15 protein-coding genes are annotated in these 18746 nt (G+C 39.6%); 9 read left to right on the top strand and 6 right to left on the bottom strand.

The genetic code is table 11. The features are described 5' to 3' along the window. Nucleotides 1–2: 2 nt before the first annotated feature. The 3 genes from R5R67_RS02975 to pepN form a co-directional block, all read right to left on the bottom strand. A complete protein-coding gene (locus tag R5R67_RS02975) occupies nt 3–707 on the bottom strand; it encodes a molecular chaperone (protein ID WP_000739318.1) in 705 nt (234 codons plus the stop codon). A 72-nt stretch (nt 708–779) separates the two neighbouring features. Further along, nucleotides 780–1310: a spore coat U domain-containing protein gene (locus tag R5R67_RS02970; RefSeq protein ID WP_000750671.1), complete on the bottom strand. Its 531-nt coding sequence runs from the start codon at nt 1308–1310 to the stop codon at nt 780–782. Nucleotides 1311–1860: 550 nt separating this feature from the next. Continuing rightward, complete coding sequence (pepN, locus tag R5R67_RS02965; RefSeq protein ID WP_001017226.1) at nt 1861–4467, bottom strand: aminopeptidase N; 2607 nt, start codon at nt 4465–4467, stop codon at nt 1861–1863. Between the two features lie 318 nt (nt 4468–4785). Between pepN and R5R67_RS02960 the strand changes: the two genes are divergently transcribed. The 3 genes from R5R67_RS02960 to thiM all read left to right on the top strand — a co-directional run bounded on the left by R5R67_RS02960 (nt 4786) and on the right by thiM (nt 7213). Beyond that, nucleotides 4786–5043 (top strand): hypothetical protein, encoded by a 258-nt coding sequence (locus R5R67_RS02960; RefSeq protein ID WP_000420541.1) that lies wholly within the window; start codon nt 4786–4788, stop codon nt 5041–5043. A gap of 151 nt (nt 5044–5194) precedes the next feature. Further along, entirely contained in the window at nt 5195–6352 is a 1158-nt protein-coding gene (locus tag R5R67_RS02955; protein WP_001207854.1) for a hypothetical protein, read from the top strand. A gap of 33 nt (nt 6353–6385) precedes the next feature. Beyond that, entirely contained in the window at nt 6386–7213 is an 828-nt protein-coding gene (gene thiM / locus R5R67_RS02950; protein WP_000204859.1) for a hydroxyethylthiazole kinase, read from the top strand. 121 nt (nt 7214–7334) lie between these two features. Here thiM and R5R67_RS02945 read toward each other — a convergent pair whose 3' ends face one another. Beyond that, nucleotides 7335–7694, bottom strand: coding sequence for a 5-carboxymethyl-2-hydroxymuconate Delta-isomerase (locus tag R5R67_RS02945; RefSeq protein WP_001120983.1), 360 nt, complete (start codon nt 7692–7694; stop codon nt 7335–7337). 43 nt (nt 7695–7737) lie between these two features. Further along, a complete protein-coding gene (locus R5R67_RS02940) occupies nt 7738–9450 on the bottom strand; it encodes an AAA family ATPase (protein WP_000808297.1) in 1713 nt (570 codons plus the stop codon). A gap of 230 nt (nt 9451–9680) precedes the next feature. On the opposite strand from R5R67_RS02940, the gene mdh reads away from it, so the two are divergent. Then, entirely contained in the window at nt 9681–10853 is a 1173-nt protein-coding gene (mdh, locus tag R5R67_RS02935) for an iron-dependent methanol dehydrogenase (RefSeq protein ID WP_000874704.1), read from the top strand. A gap of 196 nt (nt 10854–11049) precedes the next feature. Continuing rightward, entirely contained in the window at nt 11050–12018 is a 969-nt protein-coding gene (locus tag R5R67_RS02930) for an alpha/beta hydrolase (protein WP_001097901.1), read from the top strand. Here the strand turns inward: R5R67_RS02930 and R5R67_RS02925 are convergent. Next, nucleotides 12015–13205, bottom strand: coding sequence for a helix-turn-helix domain-containing protein (locus tag R5R67_RS02925; protein WP_000494374.1), 1191 nt, complete (start codon nt 13203–13205; stop codon nt 12015–12017). The genes R5R67_RS02930 and R5R67_RS02925 overlap by 4 nt on opposite strands. Before the next feature lie 143 nt (nt 13206–13348). On the opposite strand from R5R67_RS02925, the gene R5R67_RS02920 reads away from it, so the two are divergent. The 4 genes from R5R67_RS02920 (at nt 13349) to eutC (ending at nt 18746) form a co-directional block, all read left to right on the top strand. Further along, a complete protein-coding gene (locus tag R5R67_RS02920; RefSeq protein WP_001269060.1) occupies nt 13349–14860 on the top strand; it encodes an aldehyde dehydrogenase family protein in 1512 nt (503 codons plus the stop codon). Nucleotides 14861–15081: 221 nt separating this feature from the next. Continuing rightward, nucleotides 15082–16518 carry an ethanolamine permease gene (gene eat, locus R5R67_RS02915; protein ID WP_001075435.1) on the top strand — a complete coding sequence of 479 codons (1437 nt, stop codon included), beginning with the start codon at nt 15082–15084 and terminating at the stop codon, nt 16516–16518. A 16-nt stretch (nt 16519–16534) separates the two neighbouring features. Beyond that, on the top strand, nt 16535–17920 hold the full coding sequence (locus tag R5R67_RS02910; protein WP_000122153.1) for an ethanolamine ammonia-lyase subunit EutB: 1386 nt from the start codon (nt 16535–16537) through the stop codon (nt 17918–17920). 10 nt (nt 17921–17930) lie between these two features. Continuing rightward, nucleotides 17931–18746: an ethanolamine ammonia-lyase subunit EutC gene (gene eutC, locus R5R67_RS02905; protein WP_000774021.1), complete on the top strand. Its 816-nt coding sequence runs from the start codon at nt 17931–17933 to the stop codon at nt 18744–18746.

The raw sequence follows: 18746 nt of genomic DNA, 5'->3' as shown, positions 1-18746 counted from the left end.
TCTTATAGCGTGACTTTCTTACCATTAACTGTTAAGGAAATACTGTATTTATGGTCGGGCTGATATGAAAAATTACTAATCGGATAGCTTCGTGATTGTTCTGCAAGAATATAACCATTCACTGTATTTACTTTAATGGAGTAACTCTTATTTGTTGTTAGATCTACTAGTTTTAAGTCATTTAAAAGTGCATGCCTATTTCCAATATTGCTGATATTTAAAGAAGTGGTTTTTTGACTATTATCAATTTTCCAATTTAGTTGAGTAATCGCATCTTTATTCACTACAAATACAGGTAATGATGAGCGCAGTAAGACATTTACACCTTGACTAACTTTGCGGCTATCCATAGGTTTTGGCAGCTCATCAATAATAATACGATAAGTTTTTTCACCAGAAACTGGTGTTGGATTAACTCTCACTACACGTAAATTATAAGAGTCATTAGGTTGTAATTTTAAAAAAGGTGGACTAACCGCAATTTCATCCGTAGGGGTTAATTGATCCTGTCCATTGTTTTGACTCCACTCAAATACACGCACCTGTAAATCGGTACTTTCATTTGACTGGTTATATAAACTAATCGAAGAAGCACTTTGATTACTTAAAATTTCCACCGTTACGGGTGAAAGACGAATTGTAGCGGCATAAATAGTGCTCGATAAAGATAAGAATAATCCCGTAATAATAAAAATGTTTTTTTTCATAATTAACCCAAGTATATCTTTCTAAAGTATTAGCCCTTTTAAAGGGCTAACTATATTTATAATTTATAAAATTTAATAAGTTACTGTGACTGTCACAGTGTCAACATTGCTACCTGCACTTGGTAAAGTTGTACCAGCAGGGATACGGCCATACACGTTAACTGTCTGGACATTACCCGTGCCTGTTCCACTATAAGCCGTTGTTGCAACTCCAATAGCCGTAGCACGCCCTGTGTCAGAGTAAAGGTTATAAGGAATATATTCTGTAGTAGACGCGCCACCAATCATACGACGTTGAGTTGATAAAACATTTTGTCCACCATCAAATGACAAAGTCCATGGCACTGTGTTGTTACACAACACCCTAATTGGAGTACCACCAGTAGTCGTAGTATCTGCGTCTACATTACCAGCCAGAGAACTTAAGGTGCCAAAGTCTAGAACTGCATTAGCTGTCGTACCAGTAGCTGAGGTATTCAGGACACAGCTATTTGTTACTGTAGCTCTAACCGTCAAGGTGCCTGTTGCTGTAGCGGCATTGGCTGCATTGAGAGAAGATAATCCTACAGCAAATGCTGATAAATAAAAAAAAGTCTTTTTCATGGTTAAAACCTTTTTACATTAAATTGTTGGAATTAATAGATGTAAAAAAATTAATCTTCACCATTACAATCACTTTTATTCGACTGCTCTTTTAAAGCTTATATTTTTTACTCTATTTTTGGCATCATACATAAAAAAATTTAAATTGTATGAGTATGTTTTTATTCCAATTTTCAATTAATAAAATACAATTACCCATTCTAACCCTTCATTAACAATTCATTAACAATACAAAAAACAAATAATTGATTTTTATTAATTTAATTTAATACCGATAAAATAATTTAGAAAAAATTTAAATAAATATTTCAATATTTTTAGCAAAAAATATAAGAATAAAAATAAAATTTATAGAATAGTTTAAAATATTTTTCTAATTAATTGATAAGCTAGTCTCTATTTTTAAGAATAATTAAAAGATATATTCAAAATAAATCATTAAGTATTAATTGAGATATAATTCCTATTTCTTTATATTTTTTTGATTTAGTTAATTATATAAAAAATAAAGGCCCCTCAAGAGGCCTCTATTCAATATGCTTAAATATTATTAAACGCTCAGCATACTATTTAAAGTTTCAGAAACGTTTTTAGATTTCACTTTAGGCTGCAACGCTTGTAAAGCCTGTTGCACTTGAGTGCGCTGAGGTTCGGCAAGCGTGTACCAGCGAGATAACACCTGTAATAAGCGTGAACCTAAAATCGGGTTTTTCTCGTCCAGATATTCTGCAAGATTAATAAAGTGAGCTACACCAAAGCCCCATGTATTTTCAGGGTTATTTGACAAACCACCACTCACGGCGCGAATACGGTTTGGTGTGGTTAAGTCATAATCAGGATGCTGAGTTAGATATTCAATTGTCTCAACTGTAGCATTTGGGTTTGCCGCCTGAATCATAAACCATTGGTCCAAAGACAATGCTTCGTCTTTAAAGCGGTTATAGAAATCAGCTAGGGCTTCTTGTGCTTGAGGCGCACTTTGCCACACTAGTACACGCAGCGCACCTAAACGTTCAGACATATTCCCCGTGCTTTGATATTGCTTATAAGCTAATTCAAATGCACTTTGGTCACCCTGACGCGCCATCATCATGAGCATAATGTTCTTTAATGCACGTACACCCATCGCTAAAGAAAATTCTTTTTGCAAGTCAGGGTCCAGTGTAAGGTACGTATCTTTCCAGAACGAACCCAGCTCTTGAGCCAAACGATTGAGTAAGGCTTCACGTTTTACATGAATATCGGCTGGTGCATAGTTTTGATCAATACGGCTACCTAAATAACCTTCAGTTGGTACATCAAACAAACGCGATGCTAAAAGTGGATCACGACCAACTAATTCAGGCAATGTGCTTTGAATAGCTTGAATATAGGTATCCGCAGAGTGATCTTCTAACAAAATACGTTCAAGCAAGGTTTGTGTTGCTTGCCATTGGTTAAAACCATTTGTTTCATGTTGAATTAAGAATGCTAATTCTTCATCACTGTAATCAAATACCAGATTTACAGGTGCAGAGAAATTACGTAGTAGTGAAACAACAGGTTGCTCAGTTACCCCTGTAAACTCAATAGCTGCCTCGTCTTGGTCAAACAAATACACACCATCTTTAACACCATTTACAAATAGGCTTTCGCTTTGGAGCGTATATTGTTCACCTGTTTTCGCATTAAATAATGCCAACGCTACAGGAATTGGGACAGCTTTTAAATTTGGATATTTTGGATGTGCTTTTAGGCTTTGTTTAAAGCTTAAACGATAAGTTTGCGCTGCTGCATCATATTCACCTTTCGCTTCAAGCTTTGGTGTACCTGGTTGATTATACCAAGTTAAGAATGCAGATAAATCAACACCTGAACCTGCAGAGAGTGCAGCAACCCAGTCTTCAACAGTTACGGCTTGTCCATCATGACGGCGGAAATATTCATCCGTTCCCTGACGGAATTTTTCTTTACCCAGTAATGTCGACATCATGCGGTTAATTTCCGCACCTTTTTCATAAACAGTCGCTGTATAGAAGTTATTAATTTCTACAAAGTGGTCTGGGCGTGGTGGGTGCGACAATGGACCTGCATCTTCTGGGAATTGATGTGATTTAAGAACAGCGACATCGTCAATACGTTGAACCGCAGCAGATTGTAAATCTTCCGAGAAAGATTGATCACGGAATACAGTTAGACCCTCTTTTAAGCACAACTGGAACCAGTCACGACAAGTAATACGGTTCCCTGTCCAGTTATGGAAATATTCATGGGCAATCACAGACTGTACACGCATAATTGCTGCGTCAGTGGTGTATTCTTCATCGGCAAGTACGCATGAGGTGTTAAAGATATTTAAACCTTTATTTTCCATGGCACCCATGTTGAACTGGCTCACCGCAACAATCATATAGTTGTCGAGATCATAGGCACGGCCATAGTGCTCTTCATCCCAGCGCATAGAATGCTTTAAAGCTTCCATTGCGATATGGCATTTTGGAATGTCTTTCTCAATGGCATAGATTTCTAAAGCGACATCACGTCCTTCCGAAGTCGTATAGCGGTCTTTCAATACAGCTAAATCACCAATCACACAAGCAAACAAATAGCTTGGCTTTTTAGTCGGGTCTTGCCAGATCGCAAAGTGACGGTTTTCACCAACTTCACCTGTTTCAAGCAAGTTACCATTCGCAAGTAAAACCGGATATTTTTTGTCTGCTTCTACACGTGTAGTAAAAACTGAAAGTACGTCTGGACGGTCTGGATAGAACGTAATTTTACGGAAACCTTCAGGCTCATTTTGCGTTACAAACAAGTCACCAGCTTTATATAAACCTTCAAGCTGAGTGTTGGTTTCAGGGTGAATAATCACTTGAGTTTGTAAAATGACTTCATCTGGTGCATCAGTGATCACCAGTTGTTCACTATCGAGTGAATATTGTGCAGGAGTAAGATCTTGGCCATTGAGCTGAATAGATTGCAACTCAAGATCACGGCCCAGTAGCACCAAGTCTCCAGCAGTTTGACGCTTCATGACTAATGTTGAATCAACAATTGTTTTATCGTCATAGACTTGAATATCAAGATTAATTGATTCAACCAAGAATGCAGGTTTTTGATAATCTTTTAAATAAACTGTTTGATCTGCCTGAACTGGAGGCTGCGCCGCAATATTCATCTTTATTCCTTATATACTTTTGGAAACCGTAGTACGAATTTTATGAACTTGATCATACACATTCATACATACTGTGTTTGTTTACCTTTATAAAATTAATGGGACTTCATTTATACATTTCAAATTAGAATCGTCTTTTATTAGCACAGATTAGACCAAAATTACGATAATCGCTGCTTATATAATCAATCTATACAATAAAAATAAAACTCCTTTCGCTTTTAACATTTTTGAGGAGCTTCTTACATTTTGGGCATGGTTCTTGCGTTATCCAATATACCAGTATAAGTATTTCAATCAGAACAAGAGGAACTCACTATGGAATTAAAAGCTTATTTACATCGACTAGAAAACATTAAAGCGATTCATGATCTAGATGCAGCAGGACTCGACCACCATGTAATTGCCGTGTTCTTGTCTGCCGAAGGTATTTCAATGACTGCTCAGGAGGTAACCACTATCGTTAATACGTATGACGCCTTAGGTAAAGTGAAATTACCAAGTAAAAAAGTGCAGGCACTGATCAATGCCAAAAAACTTGGACAAAATGATGAGACCTTGCCGTGCCCTGTTTAATCTTAACTTTTAACCTCTTATGAAAACCTAAAGTCAGAACAAAGACTTTAGGTTTTCTATTTTTGCATCAAACAAAAAGACAATCTCATCTATCGGCAATGCGGCTGTGTATAATAGGTCAGTCATGATTAATTTAAACGTTCGGAGCGAAATGGCCTTACAAATTCTACAAAAACAGCTAGATGAAAGTAGCCATTGCCCTCTCTGCCAAGCGTCGATGTACTGGGTAGATGCCGAACAATTTGAGCAAGACGTTCAATTTCATGAATGTAGCCATTGCCAACATCGTGTATTTAAAGACACAAAAATGACGTGTCATTGCGACCAATGCACTAAACAAAGAAAAAAGCTTTTACAGCAGACCAGATTACAAGAACAACGCCAGTTTAAGTCAAAAGATCAACCTCAGCGCAGTCTGGAGCAACTTAGTTTTTTACATAAACTTTTTTTACTGAGCCTACTTGATGACTATGCTCGTGATGACGTTGCACATGACGAATACATTCATTGGGACCAGATAAAATATCAGCCGATTACCCCCAACTGGATGTTCCAAAGCCATCTGATTAAACAGCTTCATAAAGATGGGATTTTAAATGCACAAGATCAAACCGATGAACCACAGTGCTTTTATTTAAATATTCGTCTAGATGGTTATAGCGACCCGAGTTTATTTAGTGTAGCTCAACAACTACGCCACTGGTTCTATGAAAACCTAAGTCTTGGTATTCCATTTCGTAGTGCTGATGAAGTGAAAGACGTGCTGTTTCAGGTGCTCTATCAAGAAATTATTCAGTTCACTCAGTTCTATTGCCGAACTTGGGGTATCCAAATTGCAGGAAGCTCTAATTTTCAAGCCTTTTGCTACCGTTTAATGGACTCATTGGCGATTGGTCAAATTTATTATCTTATTCAGACTGCACTTGAATATCTTTATAAACAAAAGGCACTACAGCCACGAAATGAAAAGTTTATTAATACCAATCTATTAAAGAAAACTTTAGAGCAATATCGGGAACGAGCTTTGACTGAAAAGTGGGAAACTTCGATGTTGCCACGCCCTTACAATATTCCTTACAGTAAAATGAGCCATATATTATTTAACCGCTTTTTAGGTTATGACGAACAGATATTTGTACAACCTGTATGGAAAGCATGGCGAAAAATCGAACCTCGTTTAAACTTTTACTCGTTTAAACGTTGTATGTACTGTGGTTCAAATGATCTAAGTGTTGACTATGATGCAGCAGATTATGTGTCGTTGATTTGCCAAAATTGCAAACATCAAGATCACTATTTTACCCGTTAACTTTCTTATCTCTGGCTTAATAAGGATTATCAGATGACTTCGACATCCAACCTCATTGAACAGGTGATTGAAGCTTGGCAAAACATGCAGGCAAAAACGCCGCTGGTACAATGTATTACCAACAGCGTTGCTGCCAACTACACAGCCAATGTATTACTTGCTTCCGGTGCTTCACCTGCCATGATTGATAATCCTTATGAAGCAGAAAGTTTTACCAAAATTTCATCGGCTTTAAGCATTAATTTAGGCACACCGACTTCAGAGCAAATGCAAGCCATGCAAATCTCTGCCAAGACCGCACAGCTCAATAACATTCCGTGGGTACTCGATCCGGTGGGATATGGGCCAATATTAGCTTGGCGTAGTCAAATGACAGACGAGCTTTTACAGTTCAAGCCAAACGTTATACGTGGTAATGCCTCAGAAATTAGCACACTTGCAGGCAATCAGGTTCAATCAAAAGGTGTAGACAGCACTTTAAGCAGTGAACAAGCTTATCAACAAGCTTTTTCACTCTTAACGCATGCAAGCTGTATCGCTATTTCAGGTGAGTCAGATTATATTTTATCTAGAGAATTAGATGCTGTGATCCAAGTAAACGGCGGAAGCCCGTTACAACCCAAAATTACTGCAACTGGCTGCGCTTTGGGTGCATTAATTGCTGCATATAGCGCCGTGACGACACCAACCATTGCAGCTCTTTCAGCCCATATTCATTTTGCAATTGCAGGTAAACTTGCTGCAAATCAAGCTCAAACGATGGGTAGTTTTAGTAGCATATTTATGGATTATATCCATATGTTAGATGCTAATCTGATTGAGCAATACGCAGATATCAAACTTTTAAATAAACAGGCATAACCTAAACTATGCCTGAATTACACTAGACTCACTTTAAAAGTAAGTAGATGTCGGTAATAAGATCAGACTACTTTTACATAGTACTCATTGCTATTCTTGATCGAAATTGAGTTTTTTAGAATTATACAACTTGCTTAAAATAATCATCTCTTGGCATGTCGATAAGCTCAACACACAACTGAATTTCTTTATTAAACTCTTGGGGTAGATATTTTTTGTTGCTGAGCGCCGCCAACAATTGCTCCCCCATAAGCTGTTTTTGTTCGGCAGTTCTTCCAGACAAAATATACGCCTTTACATGAATATAAGCTTGATCGACCCCTAAGCCAATCAGAAAAACTTCATCTTTACGTGCACGGCTTTTGATGTCTTCTGGACTAAACAACTCTGTTTCAATCAGCGTGGTATTAATTTCTTCAAGTAATTGTTTTGCATTTAGTCCAGTTAAGTTATCTGAATAATCAACTACAACGTGCGGCATAGCCACCTCAATTTATATAATAAGTCATTAAGCCAATTAAACTTTATTCAATAAATAATAAAGCTAATCGAACCTGATCATATCCCATTCGAGGGCTAGTTGCTTCAACAATTGGTCTTAGTTTGATCGAACCATCATCAGAAAAATGATCCGGATTTTGACGCTTTTTCAACTTCTTATAAATTTTACGCACTTCTTCGACCACTTCTTCACCTGGGTGAGCAACCGAAATATCTAGTTTTTGCTCTTTATGCAGTCGAGCCAAGTGATTAATAATAGTTGCAGGTGTGAGACCTCGTTCATGTGCGATATCTTCAATTTCGTAGCCTTCTTCAAACAATGCCCGAGTTTCGTCCAAAGTCGCTGAGGCGTAATTTTGCTTCTCGCCTCTCGCTAGTTTTTTCTCATTTCTTGAAATTTCAGTTTCATTTAAGGTTCCACCACAATGACGAATAAAGGCTTTATGTTGAGCCGTTAAATCGACATTAGCAAAATTATCTTCGGCTTCTTTAGAAAGTTCTTGAAAACGGCGATCAGCTTTTACCGCCAGACTATCTAACTCCAAAGCTTGTTCATTAAAACCTAATAATTTTAACCCTGTTAAAGACTTCAAACGTGAGAGCGCAACATAACCTTGCCCTTTTTCAAAGGTATGCATCAGGTTAATTTCAGCAGCTTCCAAAGTCATACCTTGGCTTTTATGAATGGTAATCGCCCACGCCAAACGAAGTGGAATTTGTTGGAAACTTGCAATGACTTTTCCTGCTTCATTTTCAATTGACCATGTTTCAGGCGCTACCAGCAAAGTTGTACCATCGGTTAATTTTACCTTTGGCAATAACCCATTTTCGTCATCTTCTTCAAAACCGATCACCTCACCTAAACTTCCGTTGATATAACCCATATCAAAGTTGTTTTTTACAAACATCACTTTGGCATGTTTTTTAAGTGTGAGTTCTTCCGGAGCACGGACTGAAGATTTTAAGGTCTCTAATAACTTTTCATTACCGTCTAAAACGGCATTAAATTGATGCCCTTCATTATCAATTTCATTTAAGTGCTGATAATTGATATTGTCGACATCCATGTTATGCGTATAAAGACGAGTAAAGGTTTCGCCAATGTCATGAGTACGGGATTGATGCAAAGCTTGCAAATGCTCGGTTTGAATACTTTGCGCACGAATCGCATTTAATATCTGATTCAGAATTTCATCATCTTGGCGGTGTTGTTCTGTTAAATAACATACCCGAAATTTGGCTTCGACCCATGCATCAGACATAAAACAGAACTTGTCACGATTGGCTTCACCATTACGGCCTACGGGTGGCAACTGGAAGAAATCTCCAGCTACAATCACTTGAATGCCACCGAATGCTTCATCACTTTCTTTAAAATATTTTAAAACCTGATTGACCAGATTAAGTTGCTTCGCATGGAGCATTGAGATTTCATCAATCACAAGAACTTGCGCGTTTTCAAGGTGTTCCTTGAGATATTTACGCTCTTTCATGCGTTTCAAGTCATCGTCAGTTAGATGATCTTTGATGCCAATACCAGCCCATGTATGAATTGTCATGCCATTCATATGCGTTGCAGCAATACCGGTAGATGCTGTAATCGCTACAGGTACTTTACGCGCTTTTAGGTAATGGATGTACTGATTGAGTGTATAGGTTTTCCCTGCACCAGCCGAACCGGTTAAAAAAACATTTTCACCTGCTTTTAGCAGTTTAAGTGCAGTTTCCTGTTTCATAATCTCATATGTACATCTTCAACAGCCCATAGCTTAACGATTTTCCCGAAAAATTTAAATGAATGAGCCAAATTTTCTATAAAAACAATATAAATCAATAACTAATATCAAGTTGGTATTTGGTAGGTTTTTGGTAGGTAGGAAAATAATCTACACATCACAATACTAAGGCCATGGTGAGGCTCACCTGTAATAACAAACAATGGATTTATGGAAAAAGGAATCACTCCATGGCTTTTAAAAATATTGCAGATCAAACAAACGGTTTTTATATTCCTTGCGTATCACTCTTTGGACCAGGATGTGCCAAAGAAATTGGAACAAAAGCGCAGAACCTCGGCGCAAAAAAAGCATTAATTGTGACCGATGAAGGGCTATTTAAATTTGGCGTTGCAGATCTTATCGCAAGCTATTTAACCGAAGCAGGCGTAGCGAGCCATATTTTCCCGGGCGCGGAACCTAACCCAACCGATATTAATGTCCACAACGGTGTGAATGCCTATAACGAAAATGGCTGTGACTTTATTGTGTCGTTAGGCGGTGGCTCATCTCATGACTGTGCAAAAGGGATTGGCTTAGTGACTGCAGGTGGTGGTCATATTCGTGACTACGAAGGCATCGATAAAAGTAAAGTCCCAATGACGCCATTAATTGCAGTCAATACAACGGCTGGTACGGCATCTGAAATGACTCGTTTCTGTATTATTACCAATACCGATACTCACGTAAAAATGGCTATCGTGGACTGGCGTTGTACCCCTCTCATTGCGATCGATGACCCGAAACTCATGATTGCAAAACCAGCTGGTTTAACCGCTGCAACAGGTATGGATGCATTAACCCATGCAGTTGAAGCATATGTTTCTACAGCAGCAAACCCAATTACTGATGCGTGTGCAGAAAAAGCAATCACCATGATTAGTCAATGGTTACAACCCGCTGTCGCAAATGGTGAAAACATCGAAGCTCGTGATGCGATGAGCTATGCGCAGTACTTGGCTGGTATGGCATTTAACAATGCATCTTTAGGTTATGTTCATGCAATGGCACACCAGTTGGGCGGGTTCTACAACCTACCTCATGGTGTATGTAACGCAATCTTGCTACCACATGTTTGTGAATTTAACTTAATTGCTTGTCCAGATCGTTATGCAAAAATCGCAGAATTAATGGGTGTAAATACCCACGGTCTCACCGTAACAGAAGCTGCGTATGCTGCAATTGATGCCATTCGTAAACTGTCTTCTTCAATTGGTATCCCATCTGGCCTAACAGAACTGGGCGTAAAAACCGAAGACCTCGCGGTTATGGCCGAAAATGCTCAAAAAGATGCATGTATGCTCACCAACCCTCGTAAAGCAAACCATGCACAAGTTGTGGAGATTTTCAAAGCAGCACTTTAATACTGATGTAACGCTATGTTCCTGTAGTAAGTCAAATCCCTCCGACCGTTGACTTACTTTTTGGGGAATACTTAGCTCCAGCGGTATTCCCTTTTTTTAAAACCTATACTCCAACCTTTTCTCTAAACCTGATTGACAATTTGCCCATTTCATTGAAGGATACTCAACATGACTTAATGACAATAGCTCGATAAAAATGAATACATCTATAGCTAAACACAATTATGCCCCAGATATTTTAGGTGCCGGCTATGAACAGCTAACGCTCAACTTTCCAGATGATTATGAAGGTAAAGTTGTAGCCACCTTAGTTCGTAAAAAAGCCACTCAACCGACTCAAAAAGCCGTACTTTATATACATGGTTTTTTAGATTATTTCTTTCAAACCGAAATGGCCGAGCAATTTAATGCCCATGGTTATGACTTCTATGCACTCGATTTAAGAAAATATGGCCGCTCAAAACTGCCTCATCAAATTTTCTATAATGTGCTCGATTTAAATGAATATGATGCCGAAATTACTCAAGCATTAGAGATTATTGGCCAAGAAAAACATACACAAGTTTTACTTGCAGGTCACTCAACAGGCGGCTTAACAGCAACACTTTATGCTGCGCATCATCCAGATCATCCCCTCATTAAAGCACTCTGGGCGAATAGTCCGTTTTATGATTTTAATTTAAGCTTAGTCGAAAAGAAGTTTGGTATTCCAATGCTCAGTCAAGTAGGAAAATATCTGCCAAAAGTTAAATTTCCAAGCCAACTGAACAAATGGTACACCACCAGTCTTCATAAGCAGCTTAAAGGTGAATGGGATTTCAACCTCGATTGGAAACCAACCTCTGCCCCTACAGTTCAACTCAGCTTTGTACATGCAATTCATACTGCGCAAAAAGAAATTCACCGCGGGGTTAAACTGAATATTCCAGCCCTGATTATGCATTCGCACCAAACTAAAAACCCACGCAAATGGGGACCCGATGCAACTCGAAGCGATGTCATTTTAGACGTTAAAGACATTGCTAAATTTGGGAAAAAAATGAAAGGCGATGTCTCGGTTGTCTCTATTCACAATGGTTTACACGATTTAGTCCTTTCGGCCCAGCCAGTACGGGAACAAGTCTATCAGCAACTATTCCAATGGCTGGATCAAAAAGTCACCTAACTTAGCTTAGGTGAGTCAATATATTTCACCAGCAATTGATGCGCAGGATGTTCACTCGGTAATAACTCCATAAGACGTTCTACCGCATCGATTGCTTCAGGGAAATGAGCTAAATGCTTAAGTAATAAATCTGTTTCTTGTGTTTTAAAAATCGCATCACTTAAGCGCGACTCAAGGCAGTCACGCCATGCACACAGAAACGGACTTTCGGTTTTTGCCAGAAATACGCCTGTATAAAGCTGCAATGCAGAGGCGACATATCCAGCATCAAGCGCTTGTTCAGCTTGTAAAAAATCGGCCTCAACATGCACAAGTAACCGATATGGACGTGAACCAAGCAAACCTCCCAATATATCTCGCAATTGAGACATTTCAGCTTTAAGCGTACCCATGCTTACTTTACGCTCACCATAAAGTGCCTGATAGAGATGCTCTAAGGTTAAACCATGTGGACATAGTGCCAATATCGTTAAAATTTCAATTTGACGCGGCGTCAATAATAAACTTTTGCCGTTAAATTTAACTTGCGGCGTCGAAAATGCCCGGATGTGTAAGTGCTGACGCTGTTGTTCTAACAAGGCAGATTGAATAATGGAGGCACAACGCTCAGCGGCCAAAATACCCAAGGTATTATGGTTTTTCCATGTGGTTGATAAATCTACCACACCCAAGGTTTGCTTTGAGTATGGATCGATAATGGGTGCTGCATAACAAACCCAATCGTGAATCGACTCCATATAATGTTCATTGGAAAAAACACAGCTTGATTGTTGAGTTTTTAAAGATAACGCCAATGCATTCGTACCTACAAATTCTTCACGCCATTGACCACCTTGTACAAAATGTACACGTTCAGCAGCACTCTGCATTTGAGCACTTGAGGCTGTCCAGATAATGGTACTACCGATGTCACCCACAGCAATAACCATAGAAGATTGCTCTGCAATATGACGTAAGTCATCAGCACACTGGCTTAGTGCCAGATCTAAAGCATTTTGTGAAGCAGATTTTCTTTCAAGTAGAGGTGCTGCAAATCGTTCTTTAGGAATCGCAGCAGAAGCTGATCGTTCCCACGAGCTTGCAATACTTTGGCCGAGTTTGGCAGCGTTCTGAGGAGAGAGACTATTTTGCGTGCGCAGTTGATCAATCAACATCCGTTGCTGCAATAAATCCTTTTTTGTGAACATTTGTAAATTCCTTATATATTCACATTTCTATTCCAACCTTTCTCCAACCTTCTTCTTTATATCCTAATTATACAAAGTACGAAAGTACTTACTGACAGGGTTCTTGTTAGTCTTTAGTCCTAAAAAAGCAAAGGAATATTTATATGCGCTATATCGATCCAAATCAACCAGGCTCAAAAGTTCAATTTAAATCACAATATGAAAATTTTATTGGCGGTGAATGGGTTGCACCTCTAAAGGGTGAATATTTTGATAATGTGTCACCAGTGGATGGAAAAGCTTTCACACGCATTCCACGCTCTAGTGCTGAAGATATTGAACTTGCTTTAGATGCAGCACACAAAGCGAAAGCTTCATGGAATAAATCTTCACCGACTACACGTTCTAATATACTTTTAAAAATTGCTGATCGTTTAGAAGCAAATCTTGAAATGCTTGCGGTTGCAGAAACTTGGGACAACGGTAAAGCAGTTCGTGAAACTTTAGCAGCTGACCTTCCACTTGCAATCGACCATTTCCGTTATTTCGCAGGATGTATTCGTGCTCAAGAAGGCGGCATCTCTGAAATTGATGAAGATACCATTGCCTACCATTTCCATGAACCACTAGGTGTGGTTGGTCAAATCATTCCATGGAACTTCCCGATTTTAATGGCTGCATGGAAGCTCGCTCCCGCTTTGGCGGCTGGTAACTGTGTGGTGATTAAACCAGCTGAGCAAACTCCGGTAGGTATTTTGTTAGTTGCCGAACTCATCCAAGATATCTTACCGCCGGGCGTACTTAATATTGTGAATGGTTTCGGCGCAGAAGTTGGTCGCCCGTTAGCAACAAGCCCACGTATTGCCAAAATCGCGTTTACCGGTTCAACACAAACTGGGCAAATGGTGATGCAATATGCGACCGAAAATATTATTCCAGTCACGCTAGAGCTTGGCGGCAAGTCACCGAACCTTTTCTTTGAAGATATCATGGATAAACAAGATGACTTCTTAGAAAAAACGCTGGAAGGTTTTGCCATGTTTGCCTTAAACCAAGGTGAAGTATGTACTTGCCCTTCTCGTGCTTTAGTACAAGAAAGTATTGCTGATCAATTTTTAGAGTTGGCTGTTGAACGTGTAAAACGTATTAAAACTGGTCATCCTCTCGATACTGAAACCATGATTGGTGCTCAAGCATCTTTGCAACAACAAGAGAAAATCTTACGTTGTATTAATACGGGCCGAGAAGAAGGTGCAGAACTCTTACTTGGTGGTAGTGGCCGTAAAGAAGTAGGTGATGGTTTCTATGTTGATCCGACTATTTTTAAAGGCCACAATAGCATGCAAGTTTTCCAAGAAGAAATTTTTGGACCTGTACTGGCTGTGACAACATTTAAAGACTTTGACGATGCAATCAAAATTGCCAACGACACCATGTATGGTTTAGGTGCAGGTGTTTGGTCACGTTCAGCCCATATTTCTTACCGTGCTGGTCGTGCTATTGAGGCGGGTCGTGTCTGGACAAACTGCTATAACATCTACCCTGCGCATGCTGCATTTGGTGGCTACAAGAAGTCTGGTATTGGTCGTGAAAACCATAAGATGATGCTGGATCACTATCAACAAACCAAAAACTTGTTGGTGAGTTATTCAACCAAACCAATGGGCTTCTTCTAAGTTTCGCACCAAGTTGATACCAAGCTATCAATGCTAGAAGGAAGCAAGATCATAAATTGTATAAAAAGCCGGTAATTTAAATTGCTGGCTTTTTTATTTAGTACAGTCAGCTCTCAGATTTTTACTATCTGGAATAAAAAAGCATCATCTAATATTTAAAGCACATCATTTAGGCATTGCTTTTGCATTCATTCATACAAACCAACTAGCAGGAGTATTGTATGAATCAACCAGAAACAGCTTCCGTTATTTCTTCAAGTGCAGAAGTCTCATCAGCAGAATATTTTGCTCAGCGCCAACTTAAACAAGGTACCGTGGGTTGGTTACTCCTGATTGGTTTAGGTGTAGCGTATGTGATATCAGGTGATTTTGCTGGCTGGAACTTTGGTATTGCTCAAGGTGGTTGGGGTGGTATGTTTATTGCCACTGCTCTTGCTGCCTTGATGTACCTGTGCCTATGTCTTTCTATGTCAGAAATGTCCACCATGATGCCGACAGCAGGTGGCGGTTATAGTTTTGCCCGCGCTGCCTTTGGGCCTTTCGGAGGCTACTTAACAGGTACAGCGATTTTAATTGAATACGCAATTGCGCCTGCCGCTATTGCCGTATTTATTGGTGGTTATTGCGAATCTCTATTTGGTATTAATGGCTGGATGATTTACCTCGCCTGTTACGCCATTTTTATGGGTATACATCTCAAAGGTGCCGGCGAAGCTTTAAAAATCATGTTTGCGATTACACTTGTCGCCGCTGTTGCCCTTGTCGTGTTTATTGGGGCAATGATTCCACACTTTAATGCACAAAATTTATTTGATATTCCAGTTAGTACAGGTGTTGGCGCAAGTCTTTTTTTACCTCATGGCTACTTGGGCATCTGGGCCGCGGTTCCTTTCGCTATCTGGTTTTTTCTTGCAGTAGAAGGTGTTCCGTTAGCAGCAGAGGAAGCAAAAGATCCAGCCAAATCTCTGCCACGCGGTTTAATCGGTGCAATGCTCATATTAACAGCATTTGCCATGCTTATTTTGTTCTTGGGTGCAGGCGCAGCAGGTGCAAGTACTTTACAAAACTCAGGTGCCCCTCTGGTAGATGCTTTGGTTAAAGTTTATGGCACCAACACTTGGCTTGCGACATTCGTAAACTTTGTGGGTTTAGCTGGTTTAATCGCAAGTTTCTTCTCAATTATCTATGCCTATTCACGTCAAATCTTTGCATTGTCACGAGCTGGATACTTACCTACTTCACTCTCTTTAACCAATAAAAATAAAGCCCCTTATCTGGCAATTATTATTCCGGGCATTATCGGGTTCTTACTTTCACTCACAAAAGAAGGCGATTCACTCATTTTAATCGCGGTCTTTGGTGCCACCATTTCCTATGTGTTGATTCTTTTATCCCACATCAAACTGCGCTTATCTAAACCCGATATGCCTCGCCCTTATAAAACTCCAGGAGGAATCATCACTTCAAGCATTGCACTAGTTTTAGCAGTCGCTGCTGTGGTCGCAGGTTTTGTTGTTAATCCGAAAGTGTGGTTTATTGCTGCCGGTATCTATGTCGTATTTATTGCTTACTTTTTGTTCTACAGCCGCTATCATTTAGTGAAAGGAACACCAGAAGAAGAGTTTGCAAATATTAAAGCCGCAGAACAAGAACTATAAATAAAAGGATGTAACTATGAGTTATCGCAATATTGTCGCCAATCAACAGTATCACTTTGCTGACCTAAAAACGTTAATGGCCAAAGCTACACCGTTACGTTCAGGCGATGAGTTAGCAGGTGTAGCTGCCAGAGATGCAACCGAACATGTTGCGGCACAAATGACTTTGGCTGATGTGCCATTAAAAACCTTTTTAAATGAAGTTGTAATCGATTATGAAACTGATGAAATTACACGACTGATTATTGATGAACATGATCTGGCAGCCTTTGCCCCTATTTCACATTTTACAGTAGGCGATTTTAGAAATTGGCTACTTGGAGAAGATGCCACTCCAGAAAGCTTAAAAGCATTAGCATCGGGTTTAACTCCAGAAATGGTGGCTGCTGTCAGCAAAATTATGCGCAATCAAGATTTGATTTATGTCGCCAGCAAATGTGAAGTGGTCACCCAATTTCGCAACACAATTGGTTTAAAAGGACATCTTTCTACCCGTTTACAACCGAACCACCCTACCGATGATGTGCTCGGTATTTCAGCCAGTATTTTAGATGGGTTGATGTATGGCAATGGTGATGCCGTAATTGGCATTAACCCTGCCACGGATAACCTGCATAATTTGTCAGAGCTACTGAAATTGCTTGATCATGTCATTCAGGAATATCAAATTCCAACGCAATCTTGTGTACTTACGCATATCAGCTCAGGCATTCAACTGGCTGAAAAAAATGTACCGATTGATTTAATGTTCCAATCAATTGCCGGCACCCAACTGGCTAATGAAGGTTTTGGAATTTCACTTGATTTACTACAAGAAGGATATGAAGCCACCCTCTCACTCAAGCGCGGAACCATTGGACAAAACGTCATGTACTTTGAAACAGGTCAAGGCAGTGCCCTATCAAGCAATGCTCATCACGGCGTTGACCAACAAACATTAGAAACTCGTGCCTATGCGGTGGCCCGTAAATACAATCCGCTTTTAGTGAATACAGTCGTTGGTTTTATTGGCCCCGAATATCTCTTTAACGGTAAACAAATTATACGTGCAGGACTGGAAGATCACTTCTGCGGTAAGTTACTTGGCGTGCCAATGGGCTGCGACATTTGTTATACCAACCATGCCGATGCCGACCAAAATGATATGGATGTACTTCTTACTCTATTTGGCGCCGCAGGCATTAACTTTATTATGGGGATTCCGGGTTCAGACGATGTCATGCTTAACTATCAAACCACTTCCTTTCATGATGCTCTCTATTTAAGACAACTCTTAGGTTTAAAACCCGCTCCTGAGTTCTCCGCTTGGCTTGAACAACAAGGGATTTTTAAACAGCAAAACTCTCAAATTTGTTGGGCAGACCATATGCCTGACCAATTCTCTCGTCTGCTTATGAACTAGGGAGAACACCATGAAACTTAATCGTGATATTCAATATCCATCCTCTACCCATCAGGATCAGTGGGAAAAGCTCAAACAGTTTACCGATGCCCGCATTGCTCTGGGTCGTGCAGGTTGTAGTATCCCAACACGCGCCTTACTTGAGTTTCAGTTGTCTCATGCACAAGCAAAAGATGCAGTTTATCAAGAGATGGATGTTTCCTACCTCTCGGAGCAATTAGCACAGCAGCAGCTGCAAAGTTTTCATATACAAAGTAATGCACCTAATAAAGAAATTTATCTTAAACGTCCAGATTTGGGGCGCCAACTTTCAAATCCATCAAAAGATACCTTAATTAAGAAGTATGCAGAAAACCCGCAACAGTATGATGTTTGTATTGTGGTAGGTGACGGTCTCTCTGCAAGAGCGATTGAAGCAAATGCTATCGTATTTATTGCAGCGCTAAGTGAACAAATTCAGCAAGAAAATTGGAGCCTTGCCCCGATTGTACTTGCAACAGGAAGCAGAGTTGCTTTAGGCGATGAAGTTGCAGAAATTTTTAAAGCATCCATGTTAGTCATGCTGATTGGAGAACGCCCTGGTTTAAGCTCTCCTGACAGTATGGGGATTTACTACACATGGAATGCATATTCAGGCTGTCTCGATTCCAAACGCAACTGTATTTCAAATGTTCGCTCAGCAGGTTTAAGTATTCCGGTTGCTGTACAACGTTTAATGGCATTAATGAGAAAATCAAAACAGCTTGGCTTTTCAGGAGTGAATTTAAAAGATGAACATCAACTTTCAAATATCGACCATAATGAAAACGCAAAGCTTTTATTTTAA

The sequence above is a fragment of the Acinetobacter sp. OYA S30 genome (genome assembly GCF_033599315.1).
Lineage (GTDB): Bacteria > Pseudomonadota > Gammaproteobacteria > Pseudomonadales > Moraxellaceae > Acinetobacter > Acinetobacter baumannii.
The sequence above is the reverse complement of the archived record's forward strand: the minus strand, read 5'-3'. Positions and strand labels throughout refer to the sequence as shown.

What these genes read in the sequence shown, in the direction of transcription:
- R5R67_RS02975 (WP_000739318.1), bottom strand. Translation starts at nt 707, where the DNA reads ATGAAAAAAAACATTTTTATTATTACGGGATTATTCTTATCTTTATCG.
- R5R67_RS02970 (WP_000750671.1), bottom strand. Translation starts at nt 1,310, where the DNA reads ATGAAAAAGACTTTTTTTTATTTATCAGCATTTGCTGTAGGATTATCT.
- pepN (WP_001017226.1), bottom strand. Translation starts at nt 4,467, where the DNA reads ATGAATATTGCGGCGCAGCCTCCAGTTCAGGCAGATCAAACAGTTTAT.
- R5R67_RS02960 (WP_000420541.1), top strand. Translation starts at nt 4,786, where the DNA reads ATGGAATTAAAAGCTTATTTACATCGACTAGAAAACATTAAAGCGATT.
- R5R67_RS02955 (WP_001207854.1), top strand. Translation starts at nt 5,195, where the DNA reads ATGGCCTTACAAATTCTACAAAAACAGCTAGATGAAAGTAGCCATTGC.
- thiM (WP_000204859.1), top strand. Translation starts at nt 6,386, where the DNA reads ATGACTTCGACATCCAACCTCATTGAACAGGTGATTGAAGCTTGGCAA.
- R5R67_RS02945 (WP_001120983.1), bottom strand. Translation starts at nt 7,694, where the DNA reads ATGCCGCACGTTGTAGTTGATTATTCAGATAACTTAACTGGACTAAAT.
- R5R67_RS02940 (WP_000808297.1), bottom strand. Translation starts at nt 9,450, where the DNA reads ATGAAACAGGAAACTGCACTTAAACTGCTAAAAGCAGGTGAAAATGTT.
- mdh (WP_000874704.1), top strand. Translation starts at nt 9,681, where the DNA reads ATGGCTTTTAAAAATATTGCAGATCAAACAAACGGTTTTTATATTCCT.
- R5R67_RS02930 (WP_001097901.1), top strand. Translation starts at nt 11,050, where the DNA reads ATGAATACATCTATAGCTAAACACAATTATGCCCCAGATATTTTAGGT.
- R5R67_RS02925 (WP_000494374.1), bottom strand. Translation starts at nt 13,205, where the DNA reads ATGTTCACAAAAAAGGATTTATTGCAGCAACGGATGTTGATTGATCAA.
- R5R67_RS02920 (WP_001269060.1), top strand. Translation starts at nt 13,349, where the DNA reads ATGCGCTATATCGATCCAAATCAACCAGGCTCAAAAGTTCAATTTAAA.
- eat (WP_001075435.1), top strand. Translation starts at nt 15,082, where the DNA reads ATGAATCAACCAGAAACAGCTTCCGTTATTTCTTCAAGTGCAGAAGTC.
- R5R67_RS02910 (WP_000122153.1), top strand. Translation starts at nt 16,535, where the DNA reads ATGAGTTATCGCAATATTGTCGCCAATCAACAGTATCACTTTGCTGAC.
- eutC (WP_000774021.1), top strand. Translation starts at nt 17,931, where the DNA reads ATGAAACTTAATCGTGATATTCAATATCCATCCTCTACCCATCAGGAT.